This is a genomic window from Pseudomonas sp. Irchel 3A7 (assembly GCF_900187565.1).
Lineage (GTDB): Bacteria > Pseudomonadota > Gammaproteobacteria > Pseudomonadales > Pseudomonadaceae > Aquipseudomonas.
Map to the genome: position 1 here is coordinate 235,232 of NZ_FYED01000004.1, position 18,336 is coordinate 253,567.

Consider the following 18,336-nt stretch of genomic DNA (forward strand, 5'->3'; position numbering starts at 1 on the left):
CCAGACAGCACACGTGATCGTTGGAATCCATCGCGAGCAGAGCTCGCTCCTACACAGGGTTTTGTGTGTGCGCCGAACCGTCTAATCTGGGTGCCTTCCCACCTGTTGATGGACCATCGCGTGAAATTCAGTTTGCCCAAGGTCGGTACCGCGCCGTTTTGTCCGCCGGAAGTGGCGGGCTCCGTTGCCGTTGATCCCGGCGCGTCATTTTTCAAACGTGTCCTGCGCTTTGCCGGTCCCGGTTTGCTGGTGTCCATCGGCTATATGGATCCGGGCAACTGGGCGACCGCCATTGAGGCGGGGTCGCGGTTTGGCTACAGCCTGTTGTTCGTGGTGCTGCTGGCGAGTCTGGCGGGGATGGTGGTGCAGTGCCTGTGTTCGCGGCTGGGCATCGCCACCGGGCGTGATCTGGCGCAGCTGTGCCGGGAGCGCTATAGCAAACGGACGGCGCGCACGCAGTGGGTGCTGGCGGAAATCTCGATTATCGCCACCGACCTCGCCGAAGTGCTCGGCTGCGCGTTGGCGTTTCATCTGTTGCTGGGCTGTTCGCTGACGTTCGGTATCGCTCTCACGGCGTTCGACACCTTGCTGGTGCTGGCCCTGCAGAACCGTGGCTTCCGTCGTCTGGAAGCGATCATGCTGGTGCTGGTGGGCACCATTGGCGCGTGTTTCTTTGTCGAGCTGCTGTTGATCAAGCCTTACTGGCCGGATGTCGCCCAGGGCTTCACGCCATCACTGTCCGCGCTCGCCGATGCTGCGCCGCTGTACCTGGCCATCGGCATTCTCGGGGCCACGGTGATGCCGCATAACCTGTACCTGCACACCTCGATCGTGCAAACGCGGCTGATCGGCAAGGACCAGGCCAGCAAGCAGGACGCGGTGAAGCTGGCGCGCATCGACACCATCGGCTCCCTGGCCCTGGCGCTCATGGTCAACGCGGCGATCCTGATCCTCGCCGCCGCCGCGTTCCACAAGACCGGGCATACCGATGTCGTCGACATTCAAGACTCCTATCACTTGCTTGACCCGCTGGTGGGCGGGGCGCTGGCCAGTGTGCTGTTCGGCGTCGCCTTGTTGGCATCGGGGCAGAGCTCCACCTTCACCGGCACCATCGCCGGCCAGGTGATCATGGAAGGCTTCCTGAACCTGCGGCTGCCGTGCTGGCAGCGGCGCCTGATCACCCGCGGGCTGGCGCTGATCCCGGCGTTCATTGGCGTGTGGCTGATGGGGGATGATGCGGTGGGCAAGCTGTTGGTGTTGAGCCAGGTGGTGCTGAGCCTGCAATTGCCGTTTGCGCTGTATCCGCTGATACGCATGACCAATGATCAGGCGTTGATGGGGCCGTTTGTGAATCGCTGGCCGACGCGGGTGCTGGCTTGGGGGCTTTTTGTCGTGATCAGTGGGGCTAACAGCTGGTTGATCCTTCAGTTTTTCGGGTGACGGGGCCGGCCCCTTCGCGAGCAGGCTCGTTCCCACAGTTGGTATGCATTTCAAACTGTGGGAGCGAGCCTGCTCGCGAAGAACGGTCTATGGCTGAAATGCTTTCACTACAAAATCAATAAACACCCGGGTCTTGGCCGGCATCAATGTCCGGCTCGGGTAGTACAGCGAAATCACCCCTGCATCGCCATGCCAGTCCGGCAACAGCCGCACCAGTTCACCACGCTGGATGTTCGGCAACACATCGGACAACACCAGCAACGTCACGCCCAGACCGAGGATCGCGGCTTCACGCATGGCGGCAGGATCGTTGAGCACGATGTTTTCGTTCAGGCTGGCCAGTTCCTCATTTCCCGCGGCATCGCGCATGACCCACTGGCGAATGCGCCCGGTGCGGGTGCCGCGCATCACGATGCCCTGATACCGGGACAGATCCGCCGGGCTGGCGGGTGCAGTGCATGCAGCCAGATAAGCCGGTGATGCAACGGCCACCACCTGCGCCGGCGCCAACGTTCGCGAGACGACCCCCGGCGTCAATTCGAAGCCACCGCCGATGGCTGCGTCGTAACCTTCGGCAATCAGGTCCACGGCGCGGTTTTCGAAATGCCATTGCGGGCGGATCAGCGGGTAGCGCGCAAGGAATTCCGGCAGCAGCGGCAGGATATGGCCGATGCCGAAGGTCGGCGCCAGGCTGACCTTGAGTACGCCCGCAGGCGTGCCCCGGTCGGTAGTGACTGCGTCGATCGCCGCTTGCAACGCTTCCAGGTTCCCGCCGATGTTGGCCAGGAAACGCTCACCAGCCTCGGTCAGCGACAGCTTGCGGGTGGAGCGCTGGAACAGGCGCACACCGATGTTGCGCTCGAGTATCGCCACATTGCGGCTGACGGCGGCCGGGGTCAGTGCGAGCAAACGGGCGGCCGCGGAAAAGCTGCCGGTTTCGGCGCTGCGCACAAAGGATTCGAGGTTGGCGAGGGTTTCCACGGTGGACACCTGTTAGCAAGGCTTGAAAATCATTCAAGTCATTACCCGCTAATCAGGTACCAATGGCAAGCGCAGTATTTACTCCATCCCCAACCCACGGAGTGAAATAAATGACGTCTCAACTTCCTCTTGCCGGCAAAACCGCACTGGTCACTGGCGGTTCCCGTTCCATCGGCGCGGCCATCGCCAAGCGCCTGGCGGCCGACGGTGCCAACGTCGTGCTGACCTTCAGCGCATCCCCGACCAAAGCTTTTGAGGTGGTGCAGGCCATCGAAGCCGCGGGCGGCCGTGCCCTGGCGATTGCCGCCGATGCCGGTGATCCGGTGGCGGTGCGTGGGGCGGTGACGCGCACCCTCGAAGCGTTTGGCAGCCTGGACATTCTGGTCAATAACGCCGGCATCGCCTTGGGCGGGCCGATTGAAGACATCAGCTTCGACGACTATCAACGCATGATCGCGGTCAACGTCACCGGAGTGTTTGTTGCCACCCAGGAAGCGGCGCGCAACATGAAGACGGGCGGTCGGATTATCCACATCGGTTCGTCGATGACCCATTACGCCGCGTTCCCCACCGCTTCGCTGTACACCCTGACCAAAGGCGCCATCGCCGGTTTCAACCGCAGCCTGGCCCGTGATCTCGGACCCAAGGGCATTACCGTCAACACCGTCCACCCAGGCCCGACCGACACTGACATGAACCCGGACGGCGGCCCGGTCAGCCAGATTGTCAGCCCCGGCATCGCCATCGGCCGTTACGGCAAACCCGAAGATATCGCCAGCGTCGTGGCTTTCCTGGCCAGCCCCGGAGCGGCGTTCGTCACCGCCGCCGACATTATTGCCGACGGTGGCTTCACCGCCTGACACAAAAACTGTGGCGAGGGAGCTTGCTCCCGCTGGGCTGCGCAGCGGCCCCCAAATGCAGGGGAGTGCTGCGCACTCCAACGGGAGCAAGCTCCCTCGCCACTGTTGGAGCTTGCCTGGCTTAAGCCCGCTCGATCGCCAATGCCACGCCTTGACCACCACCGATGCACAGGGTGGCGAGGCCTTTCTTGGCGTCACGCTTGATCATTTCATGCAGCAGGGTCACCAGCACGCGGCAGCCCGAGGCACCGATCGGGTGGCCGAGGGCGATGGCACCGCCGTTGACGTTGACCTTGTCCAGGTCCCATTCCAGGTCCTTGGCCACGGCCAGCGATTGCGCGGCAAAGGCTTCGTTGGCTTCGATCAGGTCTAGTTGATCGATGGACCAACCGGCCTTGTCCAGGCAGCGGCGAGTGGCCGATACCGGGCCGATGCCCATGATCGCCGGGTCCACGCCGGCGTTGGCGTAGGCAGCGATTCTCGCCAGCACCGGCAGACCCAGGGCCTTGGCTTTTTCCGCGCTCATCAGGATCACGGCGGCGGCCCCGTCGTTCAGCGACGAAGCGTTGCCGGCGGTGACCGAACCGTCCTTTTTAAAGGCCGCTTTCAGCTTGCCCAGGGATTCGGCGGTGGTGCCGGCCCGTGGCTGTTCGTCGGTGGCGAAGGACAGCGGATCACCCTTGCGCTGCGGGATCAGGATCGGCGTGATCTCATCGACAAAACGCCCGGCTTCGATGGCGGCCGTGGCTTTCTGCTGCGAGGCGGCGGCGAAGGCATCCTGCTGCTCGCGGGTCAGGCTGTACTTCTCGGCCAGGTTTTCGGCGGTGATGCCCATGTGGTAATCGTTGAACGCGTCCCACAGGCCGTCGCTGATCATGGTGTCGACGATTTGCGCGTGCCCCATGCGCAGGCCGGTGCGAGCACCAGGCATGACGTAGTTGGCCAGGCTCATGCTTTCCTGGCCGCCGGCGATGATCACATCGGCGTCGCCACAGCGAATGGCCTGGGTAGCCAAGTGCAGGGCTTTCAAGCCCGAGCCGCAGACCTTGTTCAAGGTCATGGCGGGTACGGCGAAGGGCAGGCCGGCCTTGATCGAGGCCTGACGCGCAGGGTTTTGCCCGGCGCCGGCGGTCAACACCTGGCCCATGATCACTTCATCGACTTGCGCGGGATCCAGGCCGGTTTGCACCAGCAGTTGACGGATCACCGCAGCACCCAGGTCAACCGCGGAAACATTGGCCAGGGCACCCTGGAAACTGCCGATCGCGGTGCGCGTGGCGGCAACAATGACGACTTCTTGCATGGAATGATTCCTCACTGGGCGGCGAACTGCATTTCCGGAACGTGGTCCGGCACGATCAGTTTACCGGCGGTTTTGGCGACGATCTCTTCGACGCTGACACCCGGTGCACGCTCTTTGAGAATGAACGCGCCGTTTTCGATTTCCAGGTAGGCCAGGTCGGTCAGCACACGCTTGATGCACCCGGCGCCGGTCAGGGGCAGGCTGCATTGAGACAGGAGCTTGGATTCACCGTCCTTGGACGCGTGGGTCATGATCACGATGATGTTGTCTGCACCCGCCACCAGGTCCATGGCGCCACCCATGCCCTTGACCAGCTTGCCGGGGATCATCCACGAGGCGATGTTGCCTTGCACGTCGACTTCAAAGGCGCCGAGCACGGTCAGGTCGACATGACCGCCGCGAATCATCGCGAAGGACTCGGCCGAGGAAAAGATCGAAGCGCCGATGCGCGCGGTCACGGTTTGTTTGCCGGCGTTGATCATGTCGGCATCGATGGTTTCTTCAGTAGGAAAAGGACCCATGCCCAGCAAGCCGTTTTCCGACTGCAGCATGACTTCCATGCCTTCGGGGATGTAGTTGGCGACCAGGGTCGGGATGCCGATGCCCAGGTTCACGTAGAAGCCGTCCTGCATTTCGCGGGCGACGCGTTGAGCCATTTGTTCGCGGGAAAGTGCCATTGTTGTTATTCCTTCATTCGGTCCGGGGGCAGGGGATCACTTACGCACGGTGCGCTGTTCGATGCGCTTCTCGAACGTGCCGCAAATGACCCGATCGACGTAGATGCCAGGGGTGTGGATCTGCGACGGGTCCAGCTCGCCGGGTTCGACGATTTCTTCGACTTCAACCACGGTGATCTTGCCAGCGGTGGCGGCCAGCGGGTTGAAGTTCTGGGCGGTGTGGCGATAGATCACGTTACCGAAATGGTCGGCTTTCCAGCCTTTGACGATGGCGAAGTCACCGGTGATGGATTCTTCCATCAGGTACTTGCGGCCATGGAATTCGCGCACTTCCTTGCCTTCAGCGACCGGGGTGCCGACGCCGGTGGCGGTGAAGAAGGCCGGGATGCCGGCGCCACCCGCACGCATTTTTTCGGCGAGGGTGCCTTGGGGAGTCAGGATGACTTCGATTTCGCCTTTGAGCAGTTGCTCTTCGAACAGCTTGTTCTCGCCGACGTAGGAGGCCACCACTTTGCTGATCTGCCGGTCTACCAGCAGCACGCCGAGACCGAAACCGTCGACGCCGCAGTTGTTGGACACGACGGTGAGGTCGCGGGTGCCTTTGCGCTTGATCTCGGCGATCAGGTTTTCCGGGATGCCGCACAGGCCGAAGCCGCCAGCGATCACGGTCATGCCGTCTTCAAGACCTGCCAGGGCTTCCTCGTAGGAACTCACGCGCTTGTCGAAACCTGCCATATGCACCTCTTTTATTCTTTGTGGGCGGCTGGCTAGCCGTATGGGGGTTGAGTGTCTCGCCGGAATATTTATTTGTTAAGTTGATTTTTAAGGTTGATTGATAGATAAAACTCAATAAACCGCTGCCTTAAACTTGCAGCTTGAAGCCAGTAGCTTACAACTTGAGCGAAGCGTGATGACCGTCAAGCAGATCCGCGCCTTTCTGGCCGTGGCCCAGAGCCTGAGTTTCGCCGTGGCTTGCGATCGCCTGCACCTGTCGCAATCGGCCCTGAGCCTGACCATCAAGGCGCTGGAAGAGGGCCTTGGTGGACGGCTGTTTACCCGCAATACCCGCAACGTGGCACTGACCGCCGAGGGCGAAGCTCTGGTGCCTTTGGCGCGTCGCTTGATCGCCGACTGGGACAATGCCGAGGATGAACTGCGCCAGCGTTTCACTCTGCAGCGCGGCCGCGTAACCCTGGCGGCCATGCCTTCTTTCGCAGGTAACCTGCTGCCACCGATCCTCAAGACATTCCGCGCCCGGTACCCGAATGTCAACGTCACGGTCAACGATGTGATCAACGAGCAGGTACTGGAAATGGTCCGTGACCGCCAGGTGGAACTGGGGGTGGCGTTCGAGCCGACCATGAGTTCCTCGCTGCAATTCACCCCGCTGTACATCGACCGGTTCGTGGCGGTGGTGCCCCATGACTCGCCACTGGTCGAGCTGGATCAAATCGACTGGCAAACCTTGCTCAAGGAACCGTTCATCACCTTGCAACGGCCGTCGACGGTGCGGGTGATGCTGGAAGAGCATTTGCAGGTTCGGGGCATGAAGCTGCCGGTGGAGTTTGAAAGCCATCAACTGGCGACCGTCGGGCGCATGGTCGCCAGCGGGTTGGGCGTCAGCGCCGTGCCGGCCTTGTGCGCCGGGCAAATGCGCGAACTGGGCGCGCGTTGCATCACCCTGCGCGACCCGGTGGTGGAGCGGGCGATCGGCGTGCTGACCTTGCCGGGGGGAGAGCTGTCGGCGGCGGCGCAGGCGTTGTTTGATGTGTTCAAAGAAGAGAACTTCGGCCAACAACTTTCCATGCATTGATCACAATCCACTGTGGGAGCGAGCCTGCTCGCGAAGGCGGTGTGCCCGTCGACATAGAGGCTGAATGTGTCGGCCTCTTCGCGAGCAGGCTCGCTCCCACAGGGATTCGGTTTCGTCAGAGGTGCAGGCGTTGTGCCAATAGCGGCAACAGTTGCTCGCACGACCCTTCGATCTTCAAATCCAGAATCTCATCCGCCCGCGTCTTGCCCAGGTTGATCGCCAGCAATGGCTTGCCCTGATCCACCACCGCCCGGCACAGGCGAAACGCCGAGTACGCCATCAGCGACGAGCCCACCACCAGTAACCCCGCCGCCTTTTCCACCGCGGCCATGGCTTTTGCCGCCGTTTCCTGGGCGACATTCTCGCCAAAAAACACCACGTCCGGCTTCATCCGTTCACCCGCGCAATGGGGGCATTGCGGGACCTGGAAACGCGATTCGAAAGCAGGGTCCAGCAGGGTGTCGCCATCCGGGGCCTGCACGGCGTCCACGCCGGCCAAATAAGGGTTTTGCGCTTCCATCAGGTGCTGGATCGAGTCGCGCTCGCTGCGTTTTCCGCAGTCCAGGCACAACACCCGGTGCAGGCTGCCGTGGAGTTCGATCACGTCATGGCTGCCGGCCTGGTCATGCAGGGTGTCGACGTTCTGGGTGATCAGCCCGCTGATTTGCCGATTGCTTTGCAAGCGGGCCAGTGTGTCGTGGGCCACGTTCGGCTGAGCCTGGCGCACGCGCGGCCAGCCGAGCATCGCCCTGGCCCAATAACGTCGCCGGGATTCGGGCGCCGAGAGGAATTCCTGATACATCATTGGCTGCCGGCCGCGCCGCACACCCTGGTTGTCGCGATAGTCCGGAATGCCCGACGGGGTGCTGATACCGGCACCGGTCAGGACCACGAACGGGTTGTCGGCCATGAGTTGCTGGAGACGGTCGAGCTGGTTGTGGGTCTGGCTGTCCAACACTCCGGGTCACCTCAATACACACTGTAGGAGCGAGCATGCTCGCGATGGACGTCAACGATAACACTGGCGACCTGAGGCCCCGCGGTGTTTTGTCTTCCATCGCGAGCATGCTCGCTCCTACAGGGGAACGTGTTACTTGCGGGCTTCAAGTATCAGGTTGAACGGCGTCTCCGTGGCCCGCCGGAATGTGCTGAATCCCGCCTCGGTGAAGACTTTGCGCAACCGCGCCTCGCCTGCCTGGGCACCGAGCCCGAGGCCGACTTCCTGGGACAGCGAGTTCGGCGTGCAGATGAAGGTCGAAGCGGCGTAGAACAACCGGCCGACCGGGGTGATGTTGTCATCCAGCGAATCGTGGGCGAACGGCTCCACCAGCAACACCGTGCCGTCCGGCTTCAACGACTCGTAGGCATGCTTGGCCGCGCCCACCGGATCGCCCATGTCGTGCAGGCAGTCAAAATAGCAGACCAGGTCATAGTCGTCGCCGGGGTAGCTTTTCGCCGTGCCTTGGAAGAACCGTGCCCGGCCGGACACGCCGCCTTCCTCGGCACGCTGGGTCGCGACGGTGACGGAGGGCGCGTGGTAGTCGAAACCGACGAACCGCGAATTGGGGAAGGCCTGGGCCATGATCACCGTCGATGCGCCATGGCCGCAGCCGATGTCCGCCACTTTGGCACCGGCCTCCAGTTTGGCCATCACGCCGTCGAGGGCCGGCAGCCATTCGGCGATCAGGTGCGCCTTGTAGCCGGGCCGGAAGAACCGTTCCGTGCCGCTGAACATGCACGGATGGTGATCGCCCCAGGGCAGGGCGCCATCGCCGCGCATGGCCTTGACCAGTTTGTCCTTGTCATGGAAGAACGACGCGACCACCCCGACACCGCCTGCGATGTAGACCGGCGAGTCTTCGATGGCCAGGGCCAGGGCTTGTTCTTCAGGGAGGCGGAATTTTCCGTCGGTGTGTTCCATATACCCCGAGGCGGCATGGGCGCTGAGCCATTCGCGCACCAGGCGGGGGTTGCAACCTGTCTTGGCGGCAAGTGCTTCGGGGCTGATCGGCTGGCTGTCGGCCATGGCCCGGTACAGACCGAGTTCTTCGCCGAGGATGACATTGGCGAGCATCGCTGCGCCGCCCATGTCGTTAACCAGTTTGCCCATGAAATCGTTGAGTCTGGCCTCGTCCATCACGTGTGCTCCTTCGGGAGGATCACGGTCCAGAGGCGTTGGTGGTCGACACGTTCGCCCTGGGCGGTGGTCGTGAGAATGAACAGGACAAAGGCACGTCCTGCGTGGGTTAAGTTTAGTTCGGGGAGAGAAGGGCGCTATCTCAGGCGACGAGGGTCCTTTGTGGGAGCGAGCCTGCTCGCGAAGGCGGTGGGTCAGGCAATTCCCTTTCGACTCAAAGGCAGCTTTCGCGAGCAGGCTCGCTCCCACAGGGCTCGGCAGTGACATCGAGGATCGAATGTATCCAAATGTATCAAACCGGCCTCCCGATACAGTCCGCCCGAACTCAAAGCCACCACCGAACACAGACCAGATACAAACCTGCGATGAACTGTTCAGGTTGTTTTGGCGCCGTTGAACCGTGGCGGCCAAGACCTTTTCCCTGGCCGCCTGCGTCGGCGGCCGTTCGCTTTCGACTCTGTGCCGCGCCTGATGCGGCCAAGGGGACCACAATGACAACGCCTGTGCCTGAATCCAATCTCGACACCCCGCCAGTCGATCGCCTGCGGGTCGATCGTTACACCAACGGCATCATCGGCCCGAGTCAGCCGATGCTCGGTCCGCTGGCCGACGGCGGCACCCTGATCACCGGGACGCCGCCAGGCTGTTGGGGACCGATGATCACGCCAGCGTTTGAAGGCGGCCATGAAGTGACGCAACCGGTGGCTATCGTCGGTGCGCAAATCGGCGACGCGGTGGCGATCAAGATCAAAAGCATGCGCGTTACCTCGCTGGCGACCTCGTCAGGAGTCATGAGCTTCGTCGAAGGGCGCTACAACGGCGATCCGTTCGTCTCCAAATTCTGCTCCAAGTGCGGCACCGAGCATCCGGCCAGCCATGTCGAAGGCATTGGCGAAGACGCGATTCGCTGCAACAACTGTGGTGCCGAGGTCAGCGCGTTTCGCTTCAGCCACGGCTATGTGATCGTGTTCGATGCGCAGAACCAGGTCAGCCTGACGGTCAACCAGGACATCGCCAACCGACTGGCCGGCGATGCCTGCGAAATGTCGGCACTGCCGGAATTCGCCGCGCAACATTCGATCCTGTCCCTGGCCCGCGCCGATATCCCCGGGGTCGCCGCGCACATGCGCCCGTTCCTCGGCAACATCGGCACCCTGCCGTCCCGCGATTTGCCCGACTCGCACAACTGCGCCGATTTCGGCCAATACCTGATCAACGCACCGCACCGTTTCGGCATGACCCGCGAAGAGCTGCACGCGGCCAAGACCGACGGCCACATGGACACTAACTCGATCCGCGAAGGTTGCGTGTTGATCTGCCCGGTAAAAGTGCCGGGGGCCGGGGTGTACATGGGCGACATGCATGCCCAGCAGGGCAATGGCGAGATCGCCGGGCATGCCACCGATTGCTCCGGGGAAACCGAAGTGGTGGTGCAGGTGGTGAAAAACCTGACGCTGGAAGGCCCGATCCTCCTGCAAAACCTCGATGACTTGCCGCCAATGGCGCGCCCCATGAACGCCGAACAACGGGCCAGCGTCCGCGCACTGGGCGAGCGTTGGGGCCAGCACGAGATCGAGCAGAGCGGCCCGATCACCTTTATCGGCAGCGGCGAAAACCTCAACCTGGCGGTGGAGAACGGCTTGCAGCGTGCGGCTGACGTCACCGGCCTGCCTTACGACGAAGTGCTCAACCGCGCGACCATCACCGGCTCCATCGATATCAGTCGCTTGCCGGGCACCGTGCGCGTGACCTTCCTGTGCCCGATGCCTGTGCTGGATCGCATGGGCATCGGCCATCTGGTGCGTGAGAAGTACGACCTGGCGTAAAGCCGAACGGAGGGGGGCTCTTGGGAAAGTGTATCGCAGTGTGTACAGGCCCCCCGAAGATACAAGTCCTGCCGTTTTCCGTCGGCGCGCAACACAGAGCCGATACACCGCTTCGGTTAACTGTGATTACGTTCTGACAACCTTGAGATCGACACCATGCAGACCCCCATCACATCAGCCAAGGCCAGCGCCGGGCTCGGCTTGCGGCGCGGTTTAATGAAAGACCTCCAGGCGGCTCCGGCCGGCCATTTCGATTTTCTGGAAGTCGCGCCGGAGAACTGGATCGGCATCGGCGGCGCCCATGGCGCGGCGCTGCGGGCCCTGGCCGAGCGTTATCCGTTGTCGTGCCACGGTTTGTCGCTGTCCCTGGGCGGGCCATCGCCGCTGGACGTCGGGTTTTTGCAAGAGGTGCGGGTGTTTCTCGATCACTACAATGTGCCGCTGTACAGCGAGCACCTGAGTTACTGCAGCGATGACGGTCACCTCTACGACCTGTTGCCGCTGCCCTTTACCGAAGAAGCGGTGCATCACGTCGCCGCGCGCATCCGTCAGGCCCAGGACATTCTCGGTCGACGCCTGGCAGTGGAAAACGTCTCCTACTACGCCGCGCCACAGCAGGACATGGACGAGGTGACCTTCACTAACGCCGTGCTGCGCGAAGCTGATTGCGACCTGTTGCTGGACGTCAACAACGTCTACGTCAATTCGATCAACCACGGCTTCGATCCACGTTCCTTCCTGGCCGGCATCGATGCGGACCGTGTGGTGGCCATGCACATCGCCGGGCACTTCGATGAATCCGACACCTTGAAAATCGACACCCATGGCGCATCGGTCAAACCGGCGGTGTGGTCGTTATTGTCCGAGGCCTATACCCGGTTCGGCGCGCAACCGACCTTGCTGGAGCGGGATTTCAACTTTCCTGCGTTTTCCGAGCTGGTCGCTGAATTGCAGACCATTCGCCGGTTGCTGACCCGGGAGGTGAACCGTGGCTAAGCGCTCGTTGTTTGATCAGCAAAGCAGCATGGGCCAGTACTTGCGCGATCCCGACCACTGTGCGCCACCCCCGGAAATGGACCCGGCGCGGGCCCGGGTATACCGCGAACTGGTGTTCAACAATTTGTCGTCGCTGATCAGCGGCACCTTTCCGGTGCTGGTGAAGATTCTCGGTGAAAAACGCTGGCGGGAACTGGTCCGAATGTTCCTGCGGGATTACCGCGCCCATACACCGAAATTCGGTGAAATTGCCGAGGAGTTCGTCGAGTTTCTCGCCGCTGAACCGGCGGCGCTGAACGACGGTTCGTGGCCGCCATTCATGGTGGAGCTGGCGCACTACGAATGGGTGGAAATGGCTCTGCAACAATCCGAGGCCGAGCCGTTGCCCTCCGGCGATGCTGAGGCGTTGCTGGATCGCCCGTTGCAGGTTTCGCCACTGGCCTGGCCGCTGGCGTATGCCTGGCCGGTGCAGTTGGTGGGACCCGGTTACCAGCCGGATACCGTGCCGGAGCAACCGACGCTACTGCTGGTGCGCCGGGCCGAAGACTGGAGTGTGAAGTTCTCCGCGTTGACCCCGTTGGCGTGGCGGTTGTTGCAGCGCATCGGCGAGTTTCCCGAGTTGAATGGGCGTGCGCAGTTGCAAGGGTTGGCGGAGGAGGCGGGGATGACTGGGTCGCCAGAGTTCTTCGATAATGGCCTGGTGTTGCTGCGGCAGATGCATGGGGAAGGGGTTGTCGGCGTAGTTGCCTGACACAACACAGTATCCCTTGTGGGAGCGAGCCTGCTCGCGAAGGCGGAGGGTCAGATCACATCAATATTGAATGTGCCGACCTCTTCGCGAGCAGGCTCGCTCCCACAGGGTAAGTTGTCTGCAGGTCAAGCGGAGAAGAAATACCGCGTCAGATGAAAGAAGATCGGCGCCGCAAAGCAGATCGAGTCCATCCGGTCGAGCATACCGCCATGCCCCTTGATCATGGTGCCCCAGTCCTTGGCGCTGAGGCTGCGTTTGATCGCCGACATGACCAGTCCACCGAGGAACCCCATCACCACGATCACCAGGGACATCAACAACGACTGCCAGAAACTGAAGGGTGTCATCCAGTACATGCAACCGCCGATCAGCGTGGCGGACAGCCCGCCACCCACCAGGCCTTCCACGGTTTTTGACGGGCTCACCAGTGGCGCGACCTTGCGTTTGCCGAAAAGCTTGCCGAAGACGTACTGCAACACATCGCTCAGCTGAACGACGAACACCAGGTAGAACAGCAGCAATGCGTTCTGCCCGGTGAAACCCCGCAGATCCAGAAGCAAAAGCGCCGGCGCGTGGCTGATGCAATAAATGCAGATCATCACCCCCCACTGGATCTTCGCCGTTCTTTCCAGAAAGGCATCCGTGTCCTGGCTCAGCACCGCAATCGCCGGCAGCAGCAGGAAGGCATACACCGGAATCAACAAGGTGAACATCGAGTACCAGTGGGTGCCGATCAGCAGATACTGCAGCGGGATCAGGATGAAAAATGCCGAAAACAGTGCGTTATGGTCACCCAGTGTCGTCGGGGTCAGGGTGATGAATTCCCTGAGCGCAAACAGCGATATGAAACCAAACAGGACCACCGTTGCATTCGGCCCCAGCAACCAGGACACGAAGAAGATGATCACCATCCCCCACCAGGCATTCACCCGCTGGTTCAGGTTTTCGATGGTGGAGATCGCGCTTTCGGTCGTGGCCCGTTTGGCCAGGACTTGACCAATGACGGACGCCACCGCCAACAAACAGGCGATGGCGGCAAAGAACCACAGGAATTTTTCTTCAAGACTCATTTCGACAGCCTCACGATGGCGTCACGCGCCCGCTCCAGGAACACCTGTTTTTCTTCGCCTGCGATTCGTGGCAGCGGGTTGCCGATGCGGATCGTGCAGATGATCGGCAACGGTACGTGTTTGCCTTTGGGCATGGAGCGATGGAGGTTTTCCAGGTAGATGGGCACCAGGTCGACATCGGGAAAGGACTCGCTCAACCGGTACAACCCGGATTTGAACGCCCCCGGCAATGCCTGGGTCGAGCGAGTGCCTTCCGGGAAAATGATGATCGAATGGCCGGCCCGCACCACATCGAAGATTGGCTCCAGCACATTGGTGCCCGGTGCCGGATTGCGTTCGATCAGGACCGCATTGAGCCCCCGCTGGGAGATGTACGAGAGAAACCGGTTCTTGCCCCAGTAATCGGCAGCGGCGACCGGCTTCACATTGACCCTGGCTTCAGGGGGCAGGGCCGCGATGATCGCCAGGGTGTCCATGTGGCTGGTGTGGTTGGCGAAGTAGATGCGCTGGCGCGTAAGATCCGGCGGGCTTTCCCAACGGGCGGTGACGCCGATCAGCAGTCGAAGCACCGCGATCAGGGCATTACTGATCCACATGGCCGGCCTCCTTCAGTTGCCTGGAGATCGCCAGGGTTCGGGTAACGCAGGTGGCGGCTGCACCGATGGCGATGATGACCAGCGTCAACAACAGCACATAGTGCGTGTCATACACCTTGGTTTCGATGGCATTGAGCACCAGGCCGACGGTCATTACAGCCATCCGGTGCTGTTTGGCCATAGGACCCATGAAGTTCTGCTTCAGGCCGATGGAACCACCGAACACCCGGACATAGGCCGTCAGCGCGGCGGCCAGGGCGGCAAACCAGCCGAGCTCCGGCTGCGCAATGGCGTAGCCGAGCCCGACAACCAGCAGGCTGTCGGCGATACGGTCGGGGAATTCGTTGTAGAGGCTGCCGATGTCGGATTGTTTTCCGCCTTCGATGGCCACCATGCCGTCGAAGAGATTGCACAGCAGGCGTAGCTGAATGGCGACGGCGCAGCAGATCGAGCCGATGACACCGTTATCGATATTCAGCGCAACCGCACCCGCGAGGGCAAAGAGCACGCTGGCGACGGAGATCTGATTGGGCGAAATGTCGCGTTTGACCAGCAGGTCGGTGATGCGCTTGGCCCAGCCCGCAGAGCGCGCCTTGATTGGCCTTCTGTTGTCGTCCATCGCTTAGTATTCCGGTCGCTGGATTTTTACTAAGCGTATATGCAATCAGCAGTGGCACAGGTTTTTCCTGCGAACCCTACATCTGTGGGAGCGAGCCTGCTCGCGAAGAGGGTGTGTAAGGTTCATCAATGGTAACTGACACTCCCTCTTCGCGAGCAGGCTCGCTCCCACAGTTAGAAGCTGCACCAGCGGTAACGGAGATTTTTTACCCCTTCAGCTTGAGCTCGGCGCACAAACCCCCACCTTCACGATTGCTCAGGGTCAGCGATCCCCCGATCGCCAACGCCAGCTGCTGTGCAATCGCCAGGCCCAGGCCGGTGCCACCGGTGCTGCGGTTACGTGAGTTCTCCACGCGATAGAACGGCTCCATGACCTGGGCCAGTTCCGCTTCGGCAATGCCGGGACCCCGGTCCATGACTTTGACCGACACGCTGCCGTCAGCCTTTTTTTCTACCAGCAATTCGGCGGCGCCGGCGAATTTCAGGGCGTTGTCCGTCAGGTTCACCAGCACCCGGCGCAAGGCGTGGGGGCGGGTGTCGATGACGGCGGCGCTCTTGCCGCTCAACTGAACGTCCTTGCCCACGTCCTGATAGTCGAACACCAGGCTGTCGAGGAACGAGTCCAGATCGGTACGGCGACTTTCTTCGGTGGCGCCATGGACGCTGCGGGCATAGGCCACGCCTTCACGCACCAGATGTTCCATCTCGCCCAGGTCGTTCCACAGTTTGTCTTTTTCCACGCAATCGTCCATGAACTCGGCGCGCAGTTTCATCCGGGTGATCGGCGTTTGCAGGTCGTGGGAGATCGCCGCCAGCAGTTGCATGCGTTCCTTGAGGTAGGCGGCGATGCGCGCCTGCATGGCGTTGAAGGCCTTGGCCGCGTGGGCCACTTCGGTGGGGCCTTTTTCGTCCAGCAGCACCGGGTGGGTGTTGGGGTCGAGGGTGTCCACGGCCTCGGCGAGGCGGGTGAGGGGGCGAATGGCAATTCGCACGGCCAGCCAGGTGCAGGCGATCATCAGCGCCAGTTGACCGAGCAATACGAAGGGCAGCCAGGGCGACAGCGGCTGCATCGAAGGGCGCACATCGATGGTCACCGGACTGCCGTCGGCCAGTTTCAGATGGACCTGAAAGCGTTTCTGCGGGCCGGGAACGTCGGTCACGGTCATGGGGTATTCCATGCCGATGGCGTCCTTGATCGAGGTCACGGCGATGGGCGCCTCGGGCATGTCCATGTCCATGGAGGTACCCGGCGAGCCGTCATCGAGCAGATAGCGGTAATTGCGCCGGTCCAGTTGTTTCAGCCAGCCTGCGCGCTCTTCGGCCGGTAAGCGGTCAAGGATGGCGATGGACGTCGAGACGTCGGTTTCGAGGTTGCCGAGCATGGTGTTTTTCGCGCTTTCGTAGCGCTCGTAGTACTGCGCGCCGAAGGACAGCGCCTGGGCGAGGATCAGGCCGATCAGGAAAATCAGCGACAACCGAGAGGCCAGGGTGCGAGGCCAGCGCATCGAGAGATTCATGCGGGTGCTCCCACGATTTCCACCGGCAGGGAAAACACATAGCCCTCGCTGCGAACCGTCTTGATGTAGGCCGGTTCGCGGGCGTCGTCCAGCAGGCGCTGACGCAGGCGGCTCACCAGCAGGTCGATGGAACGATCGAACAGGTCGGCGTCGCGGCCCTGGGTCAGGTTGAGCAACTGGTCGCGGTTGAGTACCCGTTGCGGGTGGTCGAGGAACACTCGCAGCAAGCGGTATTCGGCGCCGCTGAGGGCGACCATGGTGCCATCGCCGTCGAGCAGGTGGCGGGCCGAGGTGTCCAGGCGCCAGCGCCCGAAGGCCAGCAGGCGACTGGTTTCAGTCACCACCAGGTTCGGAGGCAGCATCCGCGTGCGGCGCAGTACGGCATTGATGCGGGCCAGCAGTTCGCGGGCGGCGAACGGCTTGACCAGGTAATCGTCGGCGCCCATTTCCAGACCGATGATGCGGTCGGTTTCATCGTTGCGGGCGGTGAGCATCAGTATCGGGGTGGCTTTGTGTTTACCGGCGCGCAGCTCGCGGCAGAGCATCAGGCCGTCGTCCCCCGGCATCATGATGTCCATCACGATCAGGTCCACCGGGGTGGATTCGAGGAAGGTACGCATCTGGCGACCATCCGCCACGACCGTGGTACGCAAGCCGTTCTTCTTCAGATAGTTGCCCACCAGTTCCCGGATCTCGCGGTCATCGTCAACGATGAGAATGTGATCGACGTGTTCCATGGGGGCTTGCCTCTATCAAATGGGGGATGTCGCTCAGTCTATCGAGCCTTGGCCCGCTCGCCTTCAGGCGTTTGTATTGGAGTGTATCTGTCTTGTCGATGGATACACACGGACAAAAAAACGCGAATTTCCCCCCGGTTTGTATCGCTCTGTATCCCGGCGCGGTTCAGATACGTACCGATTTACAGACGCCATTTCCCGACACATACGGGATACCTCGCACGCTTTTAATAGGTTCCATCGAGGCAAACCCAAACCGCCTCGGCCCAACTTACGAACTACCTATTGAAACCTTGAGGAATCCGCCATGAACAACAAAGCCATCTTCGCCGCTTGCCTGTTTGCCGCCCTGAACATCTGCACCTTCTCGGCCCGTGCCGAAGCCGATATGGGCGCTCAAACCTACACCTACGGCACGCAACTGGACATCAAGAAAGTGGTGTCGCTGAAACAGGACACTTCGGCTTCCTGCGGGGTGGTCGATGCGCAGCTGACTTACCTGGATTCGCACAACAAAACCCAGGTCCTGGACTACCGCAAGATTTCCGACAGCTGCAACGCGGACAACTGAGTCCTGCGATCACCCGTTACTGATGCCATTTCAAGCGAGGAAACAATCATGAACAACGTCAGCCGATTCCTGACCGCCATTGCCTTCTCCGTCGCCGGTGCCGCGGCACACGCCAATGCCGCTGTAGAGCAAAGCGCTTGCGGCAGCAGCACCTGCTTCCAACTGACGCCGGTGGAAAAGCAGAGCGCTGATGCCCTTCTCGCCGAGGACGGCTATAACCGCACGCCTCAGGGGCAGGTGGTGGCCGAAAACGGCTCCAGCCGCACGACCCAGGGCAAATGGCTGGAAGAGCAATCCGCGTGAGTCCAGAACACCACCGATCCACTGTGGGAGCGAGCCTGCTCGCGAAGGCGGCAGCACATTCAATATCAATGTGACAGTCAGATCGCTTTCGCGAGCAGGCTCGCTCCCACAGGGGACGGGTGTGAGTTGCCACCCTCTTT

19 protein-coding genes are annotated in these 18,336 nt (G+C 61.6%); 8 read left to right on the plus strand and 11 right to left on the minus strand.

Annotated features, from left to right (window positions below; genetic code table 11):
* Window positions 1-120 precede the first annotated feature (120 nt).
* Window positions 121-1,440, plus strand: coding sequence for an Nramp family divalent metal transporter (locus tag CKW21_RS08290; RefSeq protein WP_095193491.1), 1,320 nt, complete (start codon window positions 121-123; stop codon window positions 1,438-1,440).
* A gap of 87 nt (window positions 1,441-1,527) precedes the next feature.
* On the opposite strand, the gene CKW21_RS08295 is transcribed toward CKW21_RS08290, so the two are convergent.
* Window positions 1,528-2,421 (minus strand): LysR family transcriptional regulator, encoded by an 894-nt coding sequence (locus CKW21_RS08295; RefSeq protein ID WP_095193492.1) that lies wholly within the window; start codon window positions 2,419-2,421, stop codon window positions 1,528-1,530.
* 110 nt (window positions 2,422-2,531) lie between these two features.
* On the opposite strand from CKW21_RS08295, the gene CKW21_RS08300 reads away from it, so the two are divergent.
* A complete protein-coding gene (locus tag CKW21_RS08300) occupies window positions 2,532-3,281 on the plus strand; it encodes an SDR family NAD(P)-dependent oxidoreductase (RefSeq protein ID WP_095193493.1) in 750 nt (249 codons plus the stop codon).
* A gap of 121 nt (window positions 3,282-3,402) precedes the next feature.
* Here CKW21_RS08300 and CKW21_RS08305 read toward each other — a convergent pair whose 3' ends face one another.
* From CKW21_RS08305 to CKW21_RS08315, 3 genes are read right to left on the minus strand one after another with little or no spacing between them, the layout of a single operon-like run.
* Window positions 3,403-4,584 carry an acetyl-CoA C-acetyltransferase gene (locus tag CKW21_RS08305; RefSeq protein WP_095193494.1) on the minus strand — a complete coding sequence of 394 codons (1,182 nt, stop codon included), beginning with the start codon at window positions 4,582-4,584 and terminating at the stop codon, window positions 3,403-3,405.
* A gap of 11 nt (window positions 4,585-4,595) precedes the next feature.
* Window positions 4,596-5,261, minus strand: a complete 666-nt coding sequence (locus tag CKW21_RS08310; RefSeq protein ID WP_057399619.1) for a CoA transferase subunit B — start codon at window positions 5,259-5,261, stop codon at window positions 4,596-4,598.
* Window positions 5,262-5,297: 36 nt separating this feature from the next.
* On the minus strand, window positions 5,298-5,996 hold the full coding sequence (locus CKW21_RS08315; RefSeq protein WP_095193495.1) for a CoA transferase subunit A: 699 nt from the start codon (window positions 5,994-5,996) through the stop codon (window positions 5,298-5,300).
* Window positions 5,997-6,171: 175 nt separating this feature from the next.
* Between CKW21_RS08315 and CKW21_RS08320 the strand changes: the two genes are divergently transcribed.
* Window positions 6,172-7,074 carry a LysR family transcriptional regulator gene (locus tag CKW21_RS08320; protein WP_095193496.1) on the plus strand — a complete coding sequence of 301 codons (903 nt, stop codon included), beginning with the start codon at window positions 6,172-6,174 and terminating at the stop codon, window positions 7,072-7,074.
* A gap of 115 nt (window positions 7,075-7,189) precedes the next feature.
* On the opposite strand, the gene CKW21_RS08325 is transcribed toward CKW21_RS08320, so the two are convergent.
* Entirely contained in the window at window positions 7,190-8,032 is an 843-nt protein-coding gene (locus CKW21_RS08325) for an NAD-dependent protein deacetylase (protein WP_095193497.1), read from the minus strand.
* A 132-nt stretch (window positions 8,033-8,164) separates the two neighbouring features.
* Window positions 8,165-9,211, minus strand: coding sequence for a class I SAM-dependent methyltransferase (locus CKW21_RS08330; RefSeq protein ID WP_095193498.1), 1,047 nt, complete (start codon window positions 9,209-9,211; stop codon window positions 8,165-8,167).
* 491 nt (window positions 9,212-9,702) lie between these two features.
* Here CKW21_RS08330 and CKW21_RS08335 point away from each other — a divergent pair, with 491 nt between their 5' ends.
* The 3 genes from CKW21_RS08335 to CKW21_RS08345 all read left to right on the plus strand — a co-directional run bounded on the left by CKW21_RS08335 (window position 9,703) and on the right by CKW21_RS08345 (window position 12,784).
* Window positions 9,703-11,037, plus strand: coding sequence for an acetamidase/formamidase family protein (locus CKW21_RS08335; RefSeq protein ID WP_095193499.1), 1,335 nt, complete (start codon window positions 9,703-9,705; stop codon window positions 11,035-11,037).
* 156 nt (window positions 11,038-11,193) lie between these two features.
* The gene (locus CKW21_RS08340; RefSeq protein WP_095193500.1) at window positions 11,194-12,033 is read left to right on the plus strand and encodes a DUF692 domain-containing protein; all 840 of its coding nucleotides are present in this window, start codon (window positions 11,194-11,196) and stop codon (window positions 12,031-12,033) included.
* A complete protein-coding gene (locus CKW21_RS08345) occupies window positions 12,026-12,784 on the plus strand; it encodes a DUF2063 domain-containing protein (RefSeq protein WP_095193501.1) in 759 nt (252 codons plus the stop codon). Before CKW21_RS08340 ends, CKW21_RS08345 begins: the two co-directional genes overlap by 8 nt.
* Window positions 12,785-12,909: 125 nt before the next feature.
* On the opposite strand, the gene CKW21_RS08350 is transcribed toward CKW21_RS08345, so the two are convergent.
* The 5 genes from CKW21_RS08350 to CKW21_RS08370 form a co-directional block, all read right to left on the minus strand.
* Window positions 12,910-13,854, minus strand: a complete 945-nt coding sequence (locus CKW21_RS08350) for a phosphatidate cytidylyltransferase (RefSeq protein WP_095193502.1) — start codon at window positions 13,852-13,854, stop codon at window positions 12,910-12,912.
* Entirely contained in the window at window positions 13,851-14,450 is a 600-nt protein-coding gene (locus CKW21_RS08355; RefSeq protein ID WP_095193503.1) for a 1-acyl-sn-glycerol-3-phosphate acyltransferase, read from the minus strand. Before CKW21_RS08355 ends, CKW21_RS08350 begins: the two co-directional genes overlap by 4 nt.
* Window positions 14,437-15,069: a CDP-alcohol phosphatidyltransferase family protein gene (locus tag CKW21_RS08360; protein WP_095193504.1), complete on the minus strand. Its 633-nt coding sequence runs from the start codon at window positions 15,067-15,069 to the stop codon at window positions 14,437-14,439. Before CKW21_RS08360 ends, CKW21_RS08355 begins: the two co-directional genes overlap by 14 nt.
* Window positions 15,070-15,274: 205 nt before the next feature.
* On the minus strand, window positions 15,275-16,585 hold the full coding sequence (locus CKW21_RS08365) for an ATP-binding protein (protein ID WP_095193505.1): 1,311 nt from the start codon (window positions 16,583-16,585) through the stop codon (window positions 15,275-15,277).
* A complete protein-coding gene (locus CKW21_RS08370) occupies window positions 16,582-17,322 on the minus strand; it encodes a response regulator (protein WP_095193506.1) in 741 nt (246 codons plus the stop codon). Before CKW21_RS08370 ends, CKW21_RS08365 begins: the two co-directional genes overlap by 4 nt.
* A 307-nt stretch (window positions 17,323-17,629) precedes the next feature.
* Here CKW21_RS08370 and CKW21_RS08375 point away from each other — a divergent pair, with 307 nt between their 5' ends.
* Both CKW21_RS08375 and CKW21_RS08380 read left to right on the plus strand, forming a co-directional pair.
* Window positions 17,630-17,893 (plus strand): DUF2790 domain-containing protein, encoded by a 264-nt coding sequence (locus CKW21_RS08375; protein WP_095193507.1) that lies wholly within the window; start codon window positions 17,630-17,632, stop codon window positions 17,891-17,893.
* Window positions 17,894-17,941: 48 nt separating this feature from the next.
* Window positions 17,942-18,196, plus strand: a complete 255-nt coding sequence (locus tag CKW21_RS08380) for a hypothetical protein (protein ID WP_095193508.1) — start codon at window positions 17,942-17,944, stop codon at window positions 18,194-18,196.
* Window positions 18,197-18,336 lie beyond the last annotated feature (140 nt).

Bases quoted from the DNA above. Each gene is read 5' to 3' on its own strand.
- CKW21_RS08300 (WP_095193493.1), top strand. From the start codon at position 2,532: ATGACGTCTCAACTTCCTCTTGCCGGCAAAACCGCACTGGTCACTGGC.
- CKW21_RS08305 (WP_095193494.1), bottom strand. From the start codon at position 4,584: ATGCAAGAAGTCGTCATTGTTGCCGCCACGCGCACCGCGATCGGCAGT.
- CKW21_RS08310 (WP_057399619.1), bottom strand. From the start codon at position 5,261: ATGGCACTTTCCCGCGAACAAATGGCTCAACGCGTCGCCCGCGAAATG.
- CKW21_RS08315 (WP_095193495.1), bottom strand. From the start codon at position 5,996: ATGGCAGGTTTCGACAAGCGCGTGAGTTCCTACGAGGAAGCCCTGGCA.
- CKW21_RS08320 (WP_095193496.1), top strand. From the start codon at position 6,172: ATGACCGTCAAGCAGATCCGCGCCTTTCTGGCCGTGGCCCAGAGCCTG.
- CKW21_RS08330 (WP_095193498.1), bottom strand. From the start codon at position 9,211: ATGGACGAGGCCAGACTCAACGATTTCATGGGCAAACTGGTTAACGAC.
- CKW21_RS08335 (WP_095193499.1), top strand. From the start codon at position 9,703: ATGACAACGCCTGTGCCTGAATCCAATCTCGACACCCCGCCAGTCGAT.
- CKW21_RS08340 (WP_095193500.1), top strand. From the start codon at position 11,194: ATGCAGACCCCCATCACATCAGCCAAGGCCAGCGCCGGGCTCGGCTTG.
- CKW21_RS08350 (WP_095193502.1), bottom strand. From the start codon at position 13,854: ATGAGTCTTGAAGAAAAATTCCTGTGGTTCTTTGCCGCCATCGCCTGT.
- CKW21_RS08355 (WP_095193503.1), bottom strand. From the start codon at position 14,450: ATGTGGATCAGTAATGCCCTGATCGCGGTGCTTCGACTGCTGATCGGC.
- CKW21_RS08360 (WP_095193504.1), bottom strand. From the start codon at position 15,069: ATGGACGACAACAGAAGGCCAATCAAGGCGCGCTCTGCGGGCTGGGCC.
- CKW21_RS08365 (WP_095193505.1), bottom strand. From the start codon at position 16,585: ATGAATCTCTCGATGCGCTGGCCTCGCACCCTGGCCTCTCGGTTGTCG.
- CKW21_RS08370 (WP_095193506.1), bottom strand. From the start codon at position 17,322: ATGGAACACGTCGATCACATTCTCATCGTTGACGATGACCGCGAGATC.
- CKW21_RS08375 (WP_095193507.1), top strand. From the start codon at position 17,630: ATGAACAACAAAGCCATCTTCGCCGCTTGCCTGTTTGCCGCCCTGAAC.
- CKW21_RS08380 (WP_095193508.1), top strand. From the start codon at position 17,942: ATGAACAACGTCAGCCGATTCCTGACCGCCATTGCCTTCTCCGTCGCC.